Genomic DNA, 18747 nt, shown 5'->3' on the forward strand with positions numbered 1-18747 from the left:
GGGTGTTCAGTTTGGTTGCGCTACCATCAATATTGCCCGTGGGTGAGAAAGGCCGTGATCCGTGCCTCTTCATCGGCGATATCCAGGCCGCGCTGTGCCAGCCAGGCATCGTTGAAGCAGGTGGAGGCATAGCGCTCCCCGGAATCGCACAGCAGCGTGACGATCGAGCCTTGCTGGCCGGCGCGGGCCATCTCGCTTGCCAGCCGCGCGCAGGCGATCAGGTTGGTGCCGGTCGATCCGCCCACGCGGCGGCCAAGATGGCGCGACAGGGCACGCGCCGCCGCGATCGAGGCGGTGTCTTCGACCACTTCCATCCGGTCGATCACATTGGGCACGAACGAGGGTTCCACGCGCGGGCGACCAATCCCCTCGATCACGCTGCAGGCGCCATCCTTGCGCACGATCGCGCGATCGTGCCAGTGGCGGTGAAATACCGAATGGGCCGGATCGGCCACGCAGACGCGCGTGGCATGGCGGTGATAGCGCACGAAGCGACCCAATGTGGCGGAGGTGCCGCCCGTGCCCGCGCCGCAGACGATCCAGGTGGGGATCGGCGCGGGCTCGCGGCGCATCTGGGCAAAGATGCTTTCGGCGATGTTGTTGTTGCCGCGCCAGTCCGTCGCGCGTTCGGCAAAGGTGAACTGGTCCATGTAATGGCCACAGCGCTCATCGGCCAGGCGCTGCGCCTCGCCATAGACGGCGGTGGGGTCGGCCACCTTGTGGCACTGGCCGCCCAGTGCCTCGATCGCGGCGATCTTCTCGGCGGCGGTGGTGGCGGGGATCACTGCAACGAACGGCAGGCCCAGCATGCGCGCGAAATAGGCTTCGGATACGGCGGTGGAGCCGGAAGAGGCCTCCACCACGGTCGTGCCTTCGCTGATCCAGCCGCTGCACAGCGCGTGCAGGAACAGCGAGCGCGCCAGCCGGTGCTTGAGGCTGCCGGTCGGGTGGCTGCTTTCATCCTTGAGGTAGATGGCAACGCCGGGCAGCGCGGGCAGATCGAGCGGGATCAGGTGGGTATCGGCGCTGCGGGCATAGTCCGCCTCGATCCGGGCGATGGCCCAATCGGCCCAGCGGCGCGGCGCCGTGTCCATTCCGACCGATGCCATCTGCCGTGCGTGCATTGCAAAAACCCCCTGCTCTATATCCGGGCGCAGCATAGCAGCGGGAACAGGGCAGGGGGTTGCAAAGATTGCGGTGCATTGGCGTGGGTGTGCAATCCAGATGCACGATCGTTAAATTTGGCGCACCTCCCTTGCAAGGGAGGTGCTGCCCGATCATTTCGGTTCGACGTGGCCGCCAAAGCCATAACGCATGGCCGACAAGACCTTGTCGCCAAACGTGGTTTCCATGCGGCTGCGATAGCGGGCAAACAGCGCGGCCGAGAGCACGTAGGCCGGCACCGCTTCTTCCATCGCGGCTTCCACCGTCCAGCGGCCCTCGCCCGAATCCGCCACGTTGCCCGAGAACTGGTCGAGCGCATGGTCGCGCGCCAGGGCGTCTGCTGTCAGATCGAGCAGCCAGGAAGCGACCACGCTGCCGCGCCGCCAGGTTTCGGCAATGTCGGGCAGGTTGAGGTCAAAGCGTTCGTCTTCGGGCAGTTTGTCCGATGCCTTGGCCTTGAGGATGTCGAACCCTTCGGCAAAGGCGGCCATCATGCCGTATTCGATGCCGTTATGGACCATCTTGACGAAATGGCCCGCGCCCGCCGGCCCGGCGTGGAGGTAGCCCTTTTCCGGGCGCGGATCGGCATCGTCACCACGGCCGGCAGTGCGCTCGATCGCACCCATGCCCGGGGCCAGCGATTCCAGGATCGGGTCGATCACGGCGACGGCCTCTGCCGGCCCGCCAACCATCATGCTGAAGCCGCGGTCAAAGCCCCAGACGCCGCCAGACGTGCCCACGTCAACATAGGCGATGCCCTTGTCGGCCAAGGCCTTGGCGCGGCGGATATCGTCCTTGTAGAACGAATTGCCGCCGTCGATCAGGATGTCGCCAGGGGCGGCAAGATCGGCCAGTTGGGCGATGGTGGTTTCGGTGATCTCGCCAGCGGGCAGCATGACCCAGAACACCTTCTGGCCCTCGAACTTGGTGGCGGCATCCTCCAGCGAGGTAGCGGCAATCGCGCCATGCTCGGCAAGGGCAGCAACGGCCTCCTTGGCTACGTCGAACGCAACGATTTCATGGCCGGCACGCATCAGGCGGCGGGCAATCCCGGCGCCCATGCGGCCCAAGCCGATGATGGCAACACGCATGCAAGCAATCTCCTGTCGAACTTTTCAATCCGGCCGCGAGCCAGCGCCGGTTCCTGGACGGCTCAGCGGCTTTTCGCGATGGCCTCGTGCGCCAGCTTGACGACGTTGTCACGCGTGAAGCCGAACTTTTCCTGAAGTTTGGCAAGCGGGGCCGAGGCGCCGAAGGTGGACATGGTGACCATCGCACCATCCATGCCGACATAGCGATCCCACCCCAGGGAGCCGGCTTGTTCCACCACCACGCGGGCGCGAACTGCACGCGGCAGCACGCTTTCGCGCCAGGCGGCATCCTGTTTTTCAAAGCGATACCAGCTGGGCATGGAGACCACGCGGGCCCGCACGCCCTCATCGCACAGGCTGCGCCAGGCCTCTACCGCCAGCGGCAGTTCGGAACCCGTGCCGATCAGGATCACCTCGGGATCGGCGTCGCCGGCACCGGGGCAATCAGCGAGGACATAGGCGCCGCGCGCCACGCCCTCTGCGCTGGCCATCTCGCTGCGACCGAGCGTGGGGATCGCTTGGCGCGAGAGAATCAGCGCAGTGGGCGTGTGCGTGCTTTCCAGCGCCAGGCGCCAGGCCACGGCCACTTCGTTGGCATCGCCCGGGCGAATGGTATCGAGGCCGGGAATGGCGCGCAGCGTGGCCAGGTGCTCGATCGGCTGGTGCGTGGGGCCATCCTCGCCCACGCCGATGGAATCGTGCGTGAAGACAAACACCGTGGGCACTTCCATGATCGCGGCAAGGCGAATGGGTGCTCGCATATAGTCGGCAAAGACCAGGAACGTGGCGGTGTAGGGCCGCAGGTATGACAGCGCCATGCCGTTGGCGATCGCGCCCATGGCATGTTCGCGCACGCCGAAATGCAGGTTTCGCCCCGCGCGATCGTCTGGCGAGAACGACGGTGCGCCGGTGATCTCGGTCTTGGTCGATGGTGACAAATCCGCCGCGCCGCCGATCAGTGCGGGCACATGCGGCGCCAAGGCATTGAGCACTTTGCCGCCCGCCTCGCGCGAAGCCATGCCCTTGGCATCGGCGGGGAAGCTGGGCAGCGCATCCTGCCAGCCTTCGGGTAGGCGTCCGCCGCGCAGCAGGTCCAGCTCCTTGGCCAGGGCGGGATAGACCGCGCGATAGCGTTCGACCATCGCCTCCCACGCCTCGCGCAAGGGGCGGCCACGCGCGTCGATCGCGCCGGAAAACGCTTCCTTCACGCCATCGGGCACGTAGAACGCCTTGTCCTGCGGCCAGCCATAAGCGGCCTTGGTGGCGCGCACGCCGTCTTCGCCCAGCGGTTCGCCGTGGGCCTTGGCGCTGCCCGCACGGGGGCTGCCCCAACCGATCACCGAGCGGACGATGATCAGCGTCGGGCGGTCGGTGGTTTCGCGAAAACGTGCGAACGCCGCGTGTAGGGCGGGCAGATCGTTGGCATCCTCAACATGCAGCACCTGCCACCCGTAGGCGGCAAAGCGGGCGCCGACATCCTCGGTAAAGGCAATCTGCGTCGACCCTTCGATCGATATCGTGTTGCTGTCATAGATCCAGCACAGGTTTGACAGGCGCAGGTGCCCGGCGAGCGATGCGGCCTCGCCCGAGACGCCTTCCATCATGTCGCCATCGCCGCACAAGGCATAGATATCATGATCGAACAGCGGGAATTCATCGCGGTTGAAATGCGCGGCCAGGCTCTGTTCGGCCATCGCCATGCCTACAGAATTGGCCACGCCCTGGCCGAGGGGACCGGTGGTGGTCTCCACCCCGGTGGTCATGCGGTATTCCGGGTGGCCGGGAGTTTTGCTGTCCAACTGGCGGAACTGCTCGATATCGGCCAGGCTGACGGCGGGCTTGCCGGTCTTGGCGCCATCGGCGTCGATTTCTTCCACGCCGGCGAGATGCAGCACGGCATAGAGCAGCATCGAAGCATGACCGACCGACAGCACGAAGCGATCACGGTTGGGCCAATCGGGGCAGGCCGGATCGGTGCGCAGCACATCGCGCCACAGGGCATAGGCGACGGGAGCCAGCGCCATTGGCGTGCCGGGATGGCCGGAATTGGCCTTCTGCACTGCGTCCATCGCCAGGGTGCGGATCGTGTCGATCGCCAGGCGATCGTCGTGCGACTGCATCTCGGCCGCCGGGGGGTGAAAGGTTGGGGCGCTGTCTGTCATCAAGGGATTTCCCGATAGGGCGGCCTGCGGCGCGCGGGGTATGAGGCAAGCAACGACCAAGGGCGTGCCCGGTTTCGCGGGCGTGGTGGGTCAACTGCGTTTTTTGCCTTTTTGTGCAGGAGCCTGTGCCGCGCTGCGGCGTTTGTTGCGGCATGGCGCTTGCCGACAAGAAGGATGCCGTAATGCCCCCTGCCGATCGACCCAACGACAGCCTGAGCGATGAAGATGCCTTGCGCGCGCGGGTTGATGCGGCGGTGCTGCCGCCGCCGATCGTCGGGTTCTGGCAGCGTGCGCATGTGCAGCTCAAACCCGATGCCACGCGCACCGTGCTGCGCCCGTTCGATCTGGCCTATCCCGAAGGCTTTGGCAAAGAGCCGGGTGACCGCGTGCGCGCGATTGTCGATCGCGTTGCCGGGCTTGGCGATGATGCGGTGACCCAGGCGCTGGCCTATATGAAGGAGCTGCTCGACGCCCGGCATCGCGATGTCCTTGCCACGCTGGAGCGGCGGGTGAGCGAAATCACCGCCATAGCTCCGCAGACCGCGCAACTGGGCATCGGCCAGCGCCTGCTGGTGGGCGGCATGTTCCTGCAGGAATATGCGTTCGAGGCGGCGGCGCTGTTCAATCCCACGATCGTGCCAGCCCCTGATCAAAGCGACGCGCCGCCCGGCGGCATGCGCTTTATCTGCGCGCTGCGCGGCATTGGGGAGGGGCACGTATCCTCGATCACCTTCCGCACCGGCTGCTGGGATGGCGATGCCGGGGTGACCATCGATCCGCCCGCGCCATTGGCCGCCTCGCCACGCATCGACGCGCAGGACGAGGATGGCACAGCGCTGCGCCTGCATTTCGACAGCGCGCAAGACGTGTCGGAAGCCGTGCTCTTTCCGATGACGGCGGCGCAGGCGCGCGGGCTGGAAGACCTGCGCCTGGTGCAGTTCAGGCAGGACGATGGCAGCCTGTGCCATCATGGCACGTTTACCGCATTTGACGGGGTGACCGGGCACACGCAGATGCTCTCGACCAGCGATTTTCGCCGGTTCGACATCCGCACCTTGACCGGGCGCGTGGCGGTGAACAAGGGCATGGCGCTGTTCCCGCGAAAGGTGGGCGGGCACTATGCTATGATCGGGCGGCAGGACAACGAGAACATCTGGCTGATGCGATCAGACAGCCTGTGGCACTGGGACGAGGCGGAGCGGATTGTCTGCCCGCGCCATGTCTGGGAATTCGTGCAGATGGGCAATTGTGGCCCGCCGATCGAGATCGACGAGGGCTGGCTGCTGATGACTCATGGCGTGGGCCCGGTGCGCAACTATACCATCGGCGCGGTGCTGCTCGATCGTGATGATCCCTCGCGCGTGCTGGGCCGGGCGCGGCTGCCGCTGCTGCGCCCCGGCCCGGAACAGCGCGACGGCTATGTGCCCAATGTGGTCTATAGCTGCGGCAGCCTGGTGCTCGGCCGCCGCCTGCTGGTGCCTTATGGCATTGCCGACAACTTCGCGAGCTTTGTCAGTTGCGATCTCGATCCACTGCTGGCGGAGATGGATTGACCTATATCGCATTACGATATAACTGCCGGCGCCGAGGAGAACGCCATGGCAGATCACACATCATCCCGCGAATGGGCCGCGCCGCGCTGGCGCAAGGCCGATCACAGCGCCGATATGCGCATGGTGGTGCTGGCGGCGATGGCCATGGTGGTGGGCACCGGCGGCGCGCTGGGTGCCTGGGCGCTGATGCGGTTGATCGCCATCGCCACCAACCTGTTCTGGTTTGGCCGGCTGTCCACGGCGCCCGTCGTTCCCGGTGACGCCCATCTGGGCGTGTTGATCGTGGCAGTGCCGGTGGTGGGCAGCCTGATCGTGGGCGTGATGGCGCGCTATGGCTCTGACAAGATCAGGGGCCACGGCATTCCCGAGGCGATCGAGACGATCCTCTATGGCGAAAGCCGGCTCTCGCTCAAGGTCGCGTTGCTCAAGCCATTATCGTCCGCCATCTCGATCGGCAGCGGCGGCCCGTTTGGCGCCGAGGGGCCGATCATCATGACCGGCGGGGCGATCGGTTCGCTGTTTGCGCAGTGCTTTCACTTGAGCGCGGCCGAGCGCAAGACACTGCTGGTGGCGGGCGCCGCAGCCGGGATGACCGCGATCTTTGCCACTCCGCTCGCTGCCGTGCTGCTGGCGGTGGAAGTGCTGCTGTTCGAATGGAAGCCACGCAGCTTCGTGCCGGTGGTGATGGCCGCGCTGGTGGCCCATGCCTGGCGGCCGCTGCTGCTGGGCGCGGGGCCGATGTTTGCCCTGGCGGCTGGCGTGGCCCCGGTACCGGGCGTGGTGGGCCTGGCCGGTGCCCTGGCGCTGGGCGTGGTCGTCGGGCTGGAAGCGGCGGCGCTGTCGTGGCTGCTCTATCGCGTGGAAGACCTGTTCCACCGCCTGCCGCTGCACTGGATGTGGTGGCCTGCGCTGGGTGCGGTGGCCGTGGGCCTGGGTGGCCTCGCCGATGCGCGCGTGCTGGGTGCGGGCTATGGCACGATCCAGGCGCTGCTGGATGGCGCCCTGCCGGTGCGGGTGGTGCTGACGCTGCTGTTGCTCAAAGCGACGGTGTGGCTGGTGGCGCTGGGATCGGGCACGTCGGGCGGCGTTCTGGCGCCATTGCTGATCCTGGGCGGCGCGGCCGGGTTCCTGGCGGGGCAGGTGTTGCCCGGCGGGGCGGCGGCCTGGGCGCTGCTGGGCATGGCCGCGATCATGAGCGGGGCGATGCGCGCACCGCTAACCGGCGCGCTGTTTGCCGCAGAGCTTACCGGGCGGTTTGACCTGCTGCCCGCGGCGCTGCTGGCCGCAGGGGCTGCCTATGGCGCCAGCGTGCTGATCATGCGGCGTTCCATCCTGACCGAAAAGATCGCGCGGCGTGGCCGGCATATCCTGCAGGAATACACGGTCGATCCGCTCGATCTGGTTCAGGCCGGGCAGATCATGGCCCAAGGCGTCGATACCCTGCCCGGCACGATGACGATCGCGCAGGCGACGCAATTCCTTTCGGGCCCGGCGCGCTATCGCAGCTATCCCGTGGTCGATCATGGCGGGGTGCTGCTCGGCATGGTGTCACGCGCCGATCCGCTGCGCTGGCAGGGCGACCTGGCCCTGGCCGAGGTGCGCCTGGCCGATGCCGTGTCTGACGCCGGGCAGATGGTGGTGCATGCCGATACGCCGGCGGGTGCGGTGGCCGATCTGATCCTGGAAAGCGGCGAGGGCCGCCTGCCGGTGGTGGAACCGGGCAGCGGCCGCGTAATCGGGCTTGTCACGCGGCACGATCTGCTCAAGGCACGGCACCGCGCGCAGCAGGCCGAAACCGCCCGCAGCCGCTTTGCCGCCATGCCTGCCTGAAGAGACGCGCCGCCGATGACCAAGCCTGATCCTGTACCAGCGCCGCTGGGCGATGAAGACTATGCCGCGCTGGCCGATTTTCGCTTTGCCCTGCGCCAGTTCCACGCCTTTAGCGAGGCGCACGCCCAGGCCGCCGGGCTAACTCCGCAACAGCACCAGGCGCTGCTGGCCATTCGCGCCGGGCAGGCAGGCACGGTAACCGTGGGCCATGTGGCCGAGCGGCTGATCCTCAAGCCGCACAGCGCCACGGGCCTGATCGATCGCCTGGTCGCGCTGGGCCTGGTAGAGCGGCGGCCGGCTCCAAACGATCGCCGCCAGGCGCTGCTGGCATTGACGCAGCAGGCCGATGCGGCGCTGGCGGCGCTTTCGGCGGTGCACCGTGAAGAGATCAGGCGCTTGCGCCCCATGCTGACGGCGCTGTTGGCGCGCGTTGACCGCATCGGCGGCGCGGCGCAGGAGGGATAAGGGACAATGCACGGGGGAGACTACGGGGCGTGAGCACAAGCGCGCGTTGGCATGGCGCCTTTGGCTGGGCGGGGGTGCAGCCACGCCCGGCGGCCTGGCGGCTGGTTCATGCCTTTATCGGTGCCGTGTTCGGCATTTTCATCACGGGCTTTGTCATGCATCGCTGGGCAGCGGGGCAGGCGGTATCGGTGCCGCTGCTGGTGGCGCCGATGGGCGCCTCGGCCGTGCTGCTGTTCGGCGTGCCGGCCAGCCCGCTGGCGCAGCCCTGGGCGATCATCGGCGGCAACACGGTTTCGGCGCTGTGCGGCATCTTCTGGGCAGGGTCTCTGGGCGATCCGACCCTTGCCGCTGGTCTGGCGGTGGCCAGCGCCATCGTGATGATGAGCCTGCTGCGCTGCCTGCATCCGCCCGGCGGCGCGGTGGCGCTGACGGCGGTGATCGGTGGCCCGGCGATCGCGGTGGCCGGCTGGCATTTCGCGCTGATGCCAGTGGCCATCAACTGCCTGCTGCTGGTGGCGGCCGGCTGGCTCTATAACCTCGGCACCAGGGGCAATTATCCCCACCATGTTCGCGCCGTGGCAGACCCCGCCACTGCGCCGGCCGCCGGCTATACCATGGCGGACGTGGAAGCGGTGCTGGCGCAATACGATGAACTGCTCGACGTCAGCAGCGAAGACCTCGACGCGCTGTTCCGCCAGGTGGAGGGGCGCGCCTATCGCCGCCTGCACGGGGTGATCCGCTGCGAACAGATCATGCGGGCTGACGCCACCACGATCGCCCCCGACGCGCTGTTGGATGTGGCGGCGCGCACGCTGGCTGCCCATCGCGAAAGCCTGCCGGTGGTGCGGGCCGACGGCCATGTTGCCGGCCTGTTGCGCGCCGATCAACTGGCTGTGGCCGCCGCCAGCGCTGGGCAGGATGCAACGGTTGCGTCTGTGATGGACGCAGCCCCGTGCCTGGCCAGCCCGGATCGCGCGATCGATGAACTGCTGCCGATCCTGTCGGCAGGCTTGCACCGCGAAGCCGTGGTGGTGGACGGGCAAGGCCGCTTCCTCGGCCTGATTGCCCAAACCGACCTGCTTGCCGCCCTGTGGCGCGGGCACATCGCCGAGGAAATCACGCGGCATGCGGGATGAGACGTTGCAGCTATGATCCAAAAGGTTCAAGCGGACCCCGGATCAAGTCCGGGGTGACGGTAAGTTCATAGATTATCTACATTTCCTCGTCACCCCGGACTTGATCCGGCGGCCCGCTGTTTTGTCGGCGCATCCCGTCAGGCGAACCCCTACCGCGCGGCGGCCTGGCGCAGCCACGCGTTGACTCGCGCCACGTCGGCGGGAAGGGGGCGGGACAGTGGCTCTACCAGATGGTAGCCACGCGGGCTTGATAGTGGCCGCTCGGTCAGGCGCACCAGGCTGCCGGCGCGCACCAGGTCGTCGATCAGCGGGGACCAGCCCAGTGCCACGCCCTGGCCAAGCATCACGGCCTGCAGCACGATCTGATAGTTGTTGAACGCCAGTTCCTGCTTGGTGGCGGGCGGTGGCACGCCCATGCCGGCAAACCAGTCTGCCCAGTCGAACCAGCGGGTTGGCCCCGCGCCGCGCAGATGCAGCAGGCGCATGCCGGCCAGCTCTGCCGGGGGGAGCGGGGTCGTGCGCGTGCCCAGATAACTCGGCGCGCAGACCGGGAAGACCTCTTCGGCAAACAGGCGATGGGCGCGGCAGCCGGGCCATTGGCCATTGCCGAACAGCACGGCAAGGTCGAACTCCGTGCCCAGCGCGTCGCTGGTCCCCTGCCAGGTGATCAGGCGGATTTCCACCTCGGGCATCAGGTCGCTCAATTCGCCGATGCGCGGCATCAGCCACCATGCGGCAAAGCCGAAATCGGTGAGGATCGTGACAGTGCGGGCGCCCTTGTGCCGCCGCGCGCTGGCCACGCCGCTGGCCAGGGACTGCAGCCCTTCTTCCACGCGGGGCAGCAGCCGCTCTCCCGCCTGCGTCAGTTCCACGCCGCGGTGGTGCCGGGCAAACAGCGTCACGCCCAGTTCTGCCTCAAGATGGCCGATATGCTGGCTGATCGCGGCCTGGGTCATCGCCAGTTCGCGTGCCGCGCCCGAAAAGGTGCCGCGCCGGGCCGCAGCCTCGAACACCAGAAGGCCGCGCAGAGGCAGGCGTGCATAGGTTCCAGGCGCAAGCTCCACTTATGCCCCCTTAAGCAGACAACGGCTTCACCGCTGCTCTGCCTTGGTTCTAGCTTATGCCTTGCGATTTGCCAGAAGGGATTGATGGGGATGACCGAGGTGCCGAATTTTCTCTTCCTCATGGCCGACCAGATGATGGCCGATGCCTTGCCGTTCATGGGGCAATGGCCGGTCCATGCGCCACGGCTGGCGGCGCTGGCAGAACGTGGCGTGGTCTTTGCCAATGCCTATTGCCCCAGCCCGCTGTGTGCGCCCTCGCGCTTTTCGCTGATGGCCAGCCAGTTGCCCTCGCGCATCGGTGCCTATGACAATGCCGCCGAATTTGCCGCCGATACGCCCACCATGGCGCATTATCTGCGCGCTGGCGGGTGGCACACGATCCTGGCGGGCAAGATGCATTTCGTTGGCCCAGATCAGTTGCACGGGTTTGAAGAGCGGCTGACCACAGACATCTATCCCGCCGATTTCGGCTGGACGCCCGACTGGTCGCGCCCCGATGATCGGCCAACCTGGTATCACTCGATGGATTCGGTCGTCACCGCCGGGCCGACGGTGCGCACCAACCAGATCGATTTCGACGAAGAAGTGGTTTTCACCGCGCGGCGCAAGCTGTTCGACATTGCGCGTGATCCGGCGAAGCGGCCGTTTTTCCTGGTCGCCTCGCTCACCCATCCGCACGATCCCTTTGCCATCCAGCGCCGCTATTGGGATCTCTATGACGGCGTCGAAATCCCCATGCCGCGCATCGGGCGCGGCGACGTGGTTGATGATCCCCATGCGCAGCGGCTGCGCCATGTGTGCGGCATCGACCTGATGCCGGTGACCGAGGAACAGGTGCGGGCCGCGCGGCGCGCCTATTTCGGCGCGATCAGCTTTGTCGACGAACAGTTCGGCTTGATTCTCGATACGCTGGAAGAAACCGGCCTGGCTGAAAACACCGTGGTGGTGGTGAGCGGCGATCACGGCGAGATGCTGGGCGAGCGTGGGCTGTGGTACAAGATGAACTTCTTCGAAAACGCCGCGCGGGTGCCGCTGCTGGTCCATGCCCCGGCCCGCTTTGCCGCGCGGCGGGTAGAGGCGGCGGTATCCACCCTCGATATCCTGCCCACGCTGCTCGATCTGGCGGGATTGCCGCCCGCCGACGCGGCCCCGATCGACGGGCACAGCCTGGTGCCGCATCTGCGCGGCGAAGACGGGCATGACCTGGCGCTGGGCGAATACCTGGGCGAAGGGGCGATCGCGCCAGTGGTGATGATCCGGCGCGGCGACTGGAAGTTCGTGCATTGCCCCGCCGATCCTGACCAGCTTTACAACCTCGCCGACGATCCTGACGAGACCTGCAACCTGGCAGCAGAGCCGGCCCAGGCCGAGCGCGTGGCCGCGCTGCGCGCCGAAGTGGCCGAGCGCTGGAACCTGCCGCTGATCGAAACGCAGGTGCTGGCCAGCCAGAAACGCCGCCATCTGGTGGCGCTGGCCAATGCGGCCGGGGCCTTGACCCATTGGGACCACCAGGTGCCGCGCGATGCCTCGCGCGAGTATATCCGCGCGCATATGGATCTGGAGTTGCTGGAAGCGGTTGCGCGCTTCCCGCGCGTGCGCTTCGATTGATCGCCTGGCAGGCCAGCGCATCGCGCACATACGGGGGGACGCGGCAATGGGGGTAGCGATGGCAGGATCGGCCGATGCGGCCCCCGGCACTGTGGCGGCGGGATCTGGCGGCCCGCGCCCGGCGCTCTCGCTCGCGGCGATTGGTGCGGGCACGGCCGCGGCGCATATCGGCAACAATTTCACCACCTTCCTGGTGGGCGGGTTGATCGATGCCTATGGCTTTACCGCCGGGGCGATGGGCCTGTTCGCGATGCTGGAAACGCTGGCCTATGGCGCGGCGATGCTGGGCGTGGCGCGTTGGGGCAACCGGCTGGCGCCGCGTTGGTTGGCGCTGGGCAGCACGGTGCTGGTGGTGGCGGCCCAGGCGCTTTCCGGGCTGGCCGGATTGCTGCCGCTGCTGCTGGCCGGGCGGCTGGCCACCGGCTTTGGCTTTGGCGTGATGAACGGGGCGGTCAACCTTGCCGCCGGGCGCACCGCGCATCCGGCGCGGGCCATTTCGGTGGGGATCGCCTGCCAGACCGTGCTGTTTGCCCTGGTCAACATTGCCTTGCCGCAAGTGGCGGCGCGCCATGGCCTGATGGCGATGTTTGGCGCGCTGGCTGGTCTGTCCTTGCTGCTCGGCCTGGGCACGCTGGCGCTGCCGGCCACGGCCCTGCCCAAGCCTGCCGGCGCGAGGGCGCAGCGGCCGATCAGCCCGGCGGGATGGCGCCTGTTGCTGGCCATGGGCCTGTTTGCCGGGGGCAGCCTGTCGATCTGGCCGTTCATGGAACGCGCCGCCCACGCCATTGGCCTGCCCGCCACCACGTTTGGCTGGTTTCAATCGCTCGCCACGATCACCAGCGCCCTGGGCAATGCAGCGCTGGCCGTGGCGATCACCCGCCTGCCGCGCCGCGCGCTATTGGGCGGTGGGCTGATTGCCTGTGCGCTGTCGTGCGCGCTGTTGACCACGGCGGGCATTGCCTGGGTCTTTGCCGTGGCGCTGGTGGTGTTCAATGCCAGCTGGTTCATCGCCTATCCGATGTTGCTGGGCCTGGCCTATGACCAGGAACCCGATGGCCGGCTGGCGGTGATGATGACGGCCACCTGGCTGCTGGCGCAATCGGTCGGCGCGCTGGGGGCGGGCCTGCTGGCCGATGCCACGGGATCGTTTGCCGGGGTTGGGCTGGTGGGGTTTGCCGGTTGCGCGCTGGCGCTGGGCCTGGCCATGCCGCTGGCGCGCGCCCGGCCGCACTGTCCCTGAGATGGTCTGCGCCCTTGACAGTGTGGCTGGGGCGCTCTCTGTGCTGGGGGAATGACCGCCGCTGCCGATCCTTCGCCGCCCGCCCTGCCGATGCACGAGCGCATCCGCCAGGAAATCGAGGGCCGCATCCTGGCCGGTGACCTGCGCCCGGGCGAACGCATCCCCTCGGAACTGGAACTGATGGCGCACTATGGCTGCGCGCGGATGACGGTGAACAAGGCGCTGTCACGTCTGGCGGAAAGCGGGTTGCTCGATCGGCGCAAGCGTGCCGGCACATTCGTGGCGCGGCCGCGCACGGTTTCCATGGTGCTGGATATTCCCGATCTGGCGCAGGAAGTGCAGGGGCGCGGGCAGGCCTATGGCTTTCGCCTGCTGTCGCGCAGCCTGGGCGATACCGCCAGCGATGCGGAAGCGGCGGCCGAACTCGGCCCGGTCGGCCCGATCCTGCGGCTGTCGGGCCTGCACCTGGCCGATGGCGCGCCGCTGGCATTGGAAGAGCGCGTGATCAACCTGGCGCTGGTTCCCGGCATGGCCGAGGTGGATTTCACCACCGATCCCCCTGGCGGCTGGCTGTTGCGGCACATTCCCTGGACCGAGGCGGAAAACCGCATCGGCGCGGTGTCGGCCAGCCGCGACCAGGCGCGCGCCCTGGGCGTTGCTGCGGGTGCCGCCTGCCTGGTGGTGGCGCGGCACACCTGGCGCGGGGCCGATAGCGTCACGTTCGTGCGTCAGACATTCGTGGCCGGCGCCTATGAACTCGTGGCGCGGTTCGGCCCGACCCGATAAGCCGTGATCTTGCGCTGATCCTGCAGATGCTGCACGATCAGCGCATGGATAGGATCGATCACCGCATTCTTGCGCATCTTCAGGCCGATGCCTCGGCCAGCCATGCCGATCTGGCAGAGGCGGTGCACCTTTCGCCCTCGCAATGTTCGCGCCGCATCGCCCGCCTCCGCGAAACCGGGGTAATCCGGGGGCAGGTAGCCCTGCTCGACGAAGCGGCGCTGGGCCTGGGGGTCGAGGCCTATGTCACCGTGACCATGGCGTCCTATGCGCGCGAGGTGGTGGGCGGCTTTCACGAGCGAATTGCCGGCCTGCCCGCCGTGGTCGATTGCTGCGCCCTGACCGGGGACGCGGACTATCTGCTGCGCATCGTGGCGCACGATTTGGCCGCCTTCACGACCCTGCTCAACGAAGAGATCCTGGGCCATGGCGATGTGGCTAACTTGCGCTCGTCCATCGTGCTCGACCGGATCAAGCGGACCACCGCGCTGCCATTGCCTGCGCCGCATGGTTGACGCGTTCAAGGGCTCCGTTATGCGCTGATCACGCAGGCATAGGCGGTTTTACGTCCAACTTCGCGCGGACCGTGCATCGCCTTTGGGCTAGAATGTCTCCAAACACGGTGGCTGCCGCGCCGGCACGCCCCTGCTGGTGGAGAGACACGCGCCATGGCCGCATCGACCGATCTGTTTGAAAACCCCCTGGGCCTCGACGGGTTCGAATTCATCGAATTTGCCAGCGCCGATCGCGGCAGCCTGGGCCCGGTGTTCACCGCCATGGGCTTTACCCACATCGCTAACCACCGCAGCAAGGATGTGGAACTGTGGCGGCAGGGCGGGATCAACCTGATCGCCAACTATGAAAAGCGCAGCCCGGCTGCCTATTTTGCGGCCGAGCATGGCCCCTCGGCCTGCGGCATGGGCTGGCGTGTGCGCGATGCGGCTAAGGCCTATGCCGCCGCGCTGGAACGCGGGGCAGAGCCGGTCGACGTGAAGACCGGCCCGATGGAACTGCGCATTCCCGCCATTCGCGGCATCGGCGGATCGATCATCTACCTGGTCGATCGCTATCACGGCGGGCAGTTCGGTGACCTGTCGATCTATGACATCGATTTCGTCTATCTGCCGGGGGTGGATCGCCAGCCGGTGGGCGCGGGTTTCCACACGATCGATCACCTCACGCACAATGTCTATGGCGGGCGCATGGCGCACTGGGCCAGCTTCTACGAGCGCGTGTTCGGTTTCCGCGAGATCCGCTATTTCGATATCAAGGGCGAATACACCGGCCTCACCAGCCGGGCGATGACCGCGCCCGATGGCAAGATCCGCATCCCCCTCAACGAGGAATCGCAAAAGGGTGGCGGCCAGATCGAAGAGTTCCTGCGCGCCTACAATGGCGAAGGCATCCAGCACATCGCCTTTGCCTGCGACGACCTGATCGCCGGCTGGGACACGCTCAAGGCCAGCGGCACCCCTTTCATGACGCCGCCCCCCGCCACCTATTACGAGATGCTGGAAGAGCGCCTGCCCGGCCATGGTGAGCCGGTGGCCGAACTGCAGAAGCGTGGCATCCTGCTCGATGGTTCGACCGTGCAGGGCGATCCGCGCCTGCTGCTGCAGATCTTTTCGGAAACGCAGATCGGCCCGGTGTTCTTTGAATTCATCCAGCGCAAGAAGGACGAGGGCTTTGGTGAGGGCAATTTCACCGCCCTGTTCGAAAGCATGGAGCGCGACCAGCTGCGCCGAGGTGTGCTCAAGGTGGGGGAGGATGCGTGATGGACGCGATGTCAACCGCTGCGCCTGACAGCACGGCGCTGAACACGCAGCCCCCACTGCTCGGCGGGGTGCATCACGTTGCCTATCGTTGCCGCGATGCCAAGGAAACGGTGGAGTGGTACGGCCGCGTGCTCGGCATGGCCTATACCACGGCCTTTGCCGAGGATCATGTGCCATCCACCGGTGCGTTCGATCCCTACATGCACGTGTTCCTCGATGCCGGCGCGGGCAATGTGCTGGCTTTTTTCGAGTTGCCCAACCAGCCCGAGATGGGCCGCGATCCGGCCACGCCGGCCTGGGTGCAGCACCTGGCCTTCAAGGTGGCTGACGAAGCCACGCTGCTGCGCGCCAAGGCCCATATCGAGGCGCAGGGCATCGACGTGCTTGGCCCCACCTGGCACGGCCTGTTCAAGTCGATCTATTTCTTCGACCCCAATGGCCACCGCCTGGAACTGGCCTGCGATATCGGCACGGCCGAACAGGTGGACATGGCCCGCGCCGTGGCGCCTGCCATGCTGGAGGAATGGGCGCAGACCCGACGCGCCCCGCGCCACGCCGCCTGGCTGCACGCCCAGCCCGACGAGGCCAGCGAGGCATGATCGACCATACCCACGATGCCCGCGCGCAAAGCTGGGTGGACGGCGGCGCCAGCCATCCTGATTTCCCGGTGCAGAACCTGCCGCTGGGCGTGTTCTCGCACAAGCAGGGCGACACGGACCCGCGCATCGCCACCGCGATTGGTGATCATGTCGTCGACCTGGCCGGCCTTGCTGCCGATGGCGCGCTGCCGGCCGGGCTGGCTGCGGCGCTGGCACAGCCCACGCTCAACGCACTGTTCCGTCTGGCCGAGACAGACCGCGTGGCGCTGCGCCATGCGCTGTTCGCGCTGCTGTCGAGCGAGCGTTGCCGCCTGAAAGTGACGCCGCATCTCTATCCGGCGGCCGATGTCGTGCTGCATCTGCCGTTCGCGATTGGCGATTACACCGATTTCTATGTCGGCATCAATCACGCCACGGCCATCGGCAAGCTGTTCCGCCCGGACAATCCCTTGCTGCCCAACTACAAGCATGTGCCGATCGGCTATCACGGCCGGGCGTCTTCGGTGCGGGTTTCGGGCACGCCGGTGGTGCGGCCATGGGGCCAACTCAAAGCGCCCGATGCCGATGCGCCGGTCCATGCCCCGTGTCGGCGCCTGGATCACGAGCTGGAACTGGGCCTGTGGATCGCGGGCGACAATGATCTGGGCGCGCCGGTGCCGATCGGCACGGCGTGGGCGCGGATCGGCGGCGTCTGCCTGCTCAACGATTGGTCGGCGCGCGATATCCAGGCCTGGGAATACCAGCCCCTGGGGCCGTTTTTGGCCAAGAACTTTGCCACCACGGTCTCGCCCTGGGTGATCACTGCCCAGGCACTGGCCCCGTTCCGCACCACGCCACAGCCGCGGCCGGCAGGCGATCCCCAGCCCTTGCCCTATCTGCGCGAGGAGGGCGAAGGCGCCCTGGCGATCACGCTGGAAACCACGCTGCGCACCGCAGCCATGCGCGCGGCCGGGCTGCCGCCGCACCGGCTCAGCCACGGCAACAGCCACGCGGCGATGTATTGGACCCCGGCGCAGATCGTGGCGCACCATGCCTCGAACGGTTGCGATCTGCATGCCGGCGATCTGCTCGGCACGGGCACGCTGTCTGGCCCCACGCCCGAAAGCGCGGGCAGCCTGATGGAACTGAGCCAGGGCGGCAAGGCGCCGCTGCCCCTGCCGGGCGGGGAAAGTCGCACGTTCCTGGAAGACGGCGACGAACTGGCGCTCCATGCCCGGGCAGAGCGGGATGGCTTTGCCACGATCGGGTTTGGCCCATGCGAGGGGCAGATCATGCCGGCGCGCCAGCCGTGGGCCTGACGCTTCACGGCTATTGGCGTTCCGGCGCGGCCTGGCGGGCGCGCCTTGCGCTGGCGCTCAAGGGGCTGGAGCATGCCACCTGCGCGCACGACTTGCGCACCGGTGCGCAGCGGGCCGATGGCTATCGGCAGCTCAATCCGCAGGGCCTGGTGCCCGCGCTCGATTGTGGCGAGGCCGGCGTGCCGCCGCTGACGCAGTCGCTGGCGATCATCGAATGGCTGGAGGAAACCCACCCGGCGCCCGCGCTGTTGCCGGCCGATGCGCTGGGCCGCGCGCGGGTGAGGGCGATGGCCCAGATCATTGCCTGCGACGTGCACCCGCTGGGCAACTTGCGCGTGTTGCAGGCTCTCAAGGGTGATATCGGCGCTAGCGAAGGCCAGGTGCAGGCCTGGCTGGCGCGCTGGATGGGGGATGGCCTCGCCGCGCTGGAGGCCATGGTCACGCGCTGGGGCGCCGGCTTTGCCTATGGCGATGCGCCGGGTCTGGTCGAATGCTGCCTGGTGCCGCAGCTATATTCCGCCCGCCGGTTCGGCGTGTCACTCGATGCCTTTCCCCGCCTGGTGGCGATCGATGCGCGCTGTGCCGGGCTGCCCGCCTTTGCCGCGGCGCATCCTTGCGCACAGGAAGACGCCGATCAGGCGTGATCGGCGGCTGATGCGCCCGGTGCCTCGGCCACGGCCGGCGGAAACGGAAAGCGCCCGTCCTGCACCACCTGTTCCAGCGCGCTGGCGTTGAGGATCAGGCCGCTATCGGTAACGATGCGGAAGCTTTTGCGCGTGTCGATGTTCCAGCGCAGCATCAGGCGGACGATCTTGGCCAGCGGTTCGGGCCGCACACTTTCCACTTTAATGAAGGGCTTGGGCTCGGCCTCACTGTGTGTGGCAGACCATTCAAGCCAGGCACGCTGCGTCCAGTCGATGGTCATGACCGCCCCCCATTATTGCGGTGCAAATGAAACTAAATGCACAGCAAAAGTTGT

17 protein-coding genes are annotated in these 18747 nt (G+C 67.2%); 12 read left to right on the forward strand and 5 right to left on the reverse strand.

Annotated features, from left to right (window positions below; translation table 11 throughout):
- Positions 1 to 26: 26 nt before the first annotated feature.
- The 3 genes from FHW97_RS05355 to tkt all read right to left on the reverse strand — a co-directional run bounded on the left by FHW97_RS05355 (position 27) and on the right by tkt (position 4417).
- Positions 27 to 1094, reverse strand: a complete 1068-nt coding sequence (locus FHW97_RS05355) for a PLP-dependent cysteine synthase family protein (protein ID WP_216647666.1) — start codon at positions 1092 to 1094, stop codon at positions 27 to 29.
- Between the two features lie 183 nt (positions 1095 to 1277).
- Positions 1278 to 2264, reverse strand: a complete 987-nt coding sequence (gnd, locus tag FHW97_RS05360) for a phosphogluconate dehydrogenase (NAD(+)-dependent, decarboxylating) (protein WP_327195994.1) — start codon at positions 2262 to 2264, stop codon at positions 1278 to 1280.
- Positions 2265 to 2317: 53 nt separating this feature from the next.
- The gene (gene tkt, locus FHW97_RS05365; RefSeq protein ID WP_171798306.1) at positions 2318 to 4417 is read right to left on the reverse strand and encodes a transketolase; all 2100 of its coding nucleotides are present in this window, start codon (positions 4415 to 4417) and stop codon (positions 2318 to 2320) included.
- A gap of 152 nt (positions 4418 to 4569) precedes the next feature.
- On the opposite strand from tkt, the gene FHW97_RS05370 reads away from it, so the two are divergent.
- Genes FHW97_RS05370 through FHW97_RS05385 form a run of 4 tightly spaced genes read left to right on the forward strand, consistent with a single transcriptional unit; the run spans position 4570 to position 9401 of the window.
- Positions 4570 to 5970: a glycoside hydrolase family 130 protein gene (locus FHW97_RS05370; RefSeq protein WP_253941614.1), complete on the forward strand. Its 1401-nt coding sequence runs from the start codon at positions 4570 to 4572 to the stop codon at positions 5968 to 5970.
- A 45-nt stretch (positions 5971 to 6015) separates the two neighbouring features.
- On the forward strand, positions 6016 to 7800 hold the full coding sequence (locus FHW97_RS05375) for a chloride channel protein (RefSeq protein ID WP_253941615.1): 1785 nt from the start codon (positions 6016 to 6018) through the stop codon (positions 7798 to 7800).
- A gap of 15 nt (positions 7801 to 7815) precedes the next feature.
- Entirely contained in the window at positions 7816 to 8265 is a 450-nt protein-coding gene (locus tag FHW97_RS05380; protein WP_171798307.1) for a MarR family winged helix-turn-helix transcriptional regulator, read from the forward strand.
- Between the two features lie 29 nt (positions 8266 to 8294).
- Entirely contained in the window at positions 8295 to 9401 is a 1107-nt protein-coding gene (locus FHW97_RS05385) for an HPP family protein (protein ID WP_370525339.1), read from the forward strand.
- Between the two features lie 149 nt (positions 9402 to 9550).
- Here the strand turns inward: FHW97_RS05385 and FHW97_RS05390 are convergent, their stop codons facing one another.
- On the reverse strand, positions 9551 to 10465 hold the full coding sequence (locus FHW97_RS05390) for a LysR substrate-binding domain-containing protein (protein ID WP_171798308.1): 915 nt from the start codon (positions 10463 to 10465) through the stop codon (positions 9551 to 9553).
- A gap of 90 nt (positions 10466 to 10555) precedes the next feature.
- Here FHW97_RS05390 and betC point away from each other — a divergent pair, with 90 nt between their 5' ends.
- From betC to maiA, 8 genes are all read left to right on the forward strand, one after another.
- A complete protein-coding gene (betC, locus tag FHW97_RS05395) occupies positions 10556 to 12073 on the forward strand; it encodes a choline-sulfatase (protein ID WP_171798309.1) in 1518 nt (505 codons plus the stop codon).
- 58 nt (positions 12074 to 12131) lie between these two features.
- On the forward strand, positions 12132 to 13313 hold the full coding sequence (locus FHW97_RS05400; protein WP_171798310.1) for an MFS transporter: 1182 nt from the start codon (positions 12132 to 12134) through the stop codon (positions 13311 to 13313).
- Positions 13314 to 13364: 51 nt separating this feature from the next.
- On the forward strand, positions 13365 to 14099 hold the full coding sequence (gene hutC / locus FHW97_RS05405; protein WP_022677598.1) for a histidine utilization repressor: 735 nt from the start codon (positions 13365 to 13367) through the stop codon (positions 14097 to 14099).
- A gap of 44 nt (positions 14100 to 14143) precedes the next feature.
- Positions 14144 to 14611 carry an Lrp/AsnC family transcriptional regulator gene (locus tag FHW97_RS05410; protein ID WP_054130365.1) on the forward strand — a complete coding sequence of 156 codons (468 nt, stop codon included), beginning with the start codon at positions 14144 to 14146 and terminating at the stop codon, positions 14609 to 14611.
- Between the two features lie 153 nt (positions 14612 to 14764).
- Entirely contained in the window at positions 14765 to 15871 is a 1107-nt protein-coding gene (gene hppD, locus FHW97_RS05415; RefSeq protein ID WP_022677600.1) for a 4-hydroxyphenylpyruvate dioxygenase, read from the forward strand.
- On the forward strand, positions 15871 to 16470 hold the full coding sequence (locus FHW97_RS05420) for a VOC family protein (protein WP_370525337.1): 600 nt from the start codon (positions 15871 to 15873) through the stop codon (positions 16468 to 16470). Before hppD ends, FHW97_RS05420 begins: the two co-directional genes overlap by 1 nt.
- Positions 16467 to 17768, forward strand: coding sequence for a fumarylacetoacetase (gene fahA, locus FHW97_RS05425; RefSeq protein WP_171798312.1), 1302 nt, complete (start codon positions 16467 to 16469; stop codon positions 17766 to 17768). The genes FHW97_RS05420 and fahA overlap by 4 nt, the downstream gene beginning before the upstream one ends.
- Positions 17726 to 18412, forward strand: a complete 687-nt coding sequence (gene maiA / locus FHW97_RS05430; protein ID WP_171798313.1) for a maleylacetoacetate isomerase — start codon at positions 17726 to 17728, stop codon at positions 18410 to 18412. Before fahA ends, maiA begins: the two co-directional genes overlap by 43 nt.
- Here maiA and FHW97_RS05435 read toward each other — a convergent pair.
- Positions 18403 to 18693 (reverse strand): hypothetical protein, encoded by a 291-nt coding sequence (locus FHW97_RS05435; RefSeq protein WP_054130362.1) that lies wholly within the window; start codon positions 18691 to 18693, stop codon positions 18403 to 18405. The two genes, maiA and FHW97_RS05435, sit on opposite strands and share 10 nt — an antisense overlap.
- Positions 18694 to 18747: the final 54 nt, after the last annotated feature.

Source organism: Novosphingobium sp. SG754, from assembly GCF_013149315.1.
GTDB classification, from domain to species: Bacteria; Pseudomonadota; Alphaproteobacteria; order Sphingomonadales; family Sphingomonadaceae; genus Novosphingobium; species Novosphingobium capsulatum.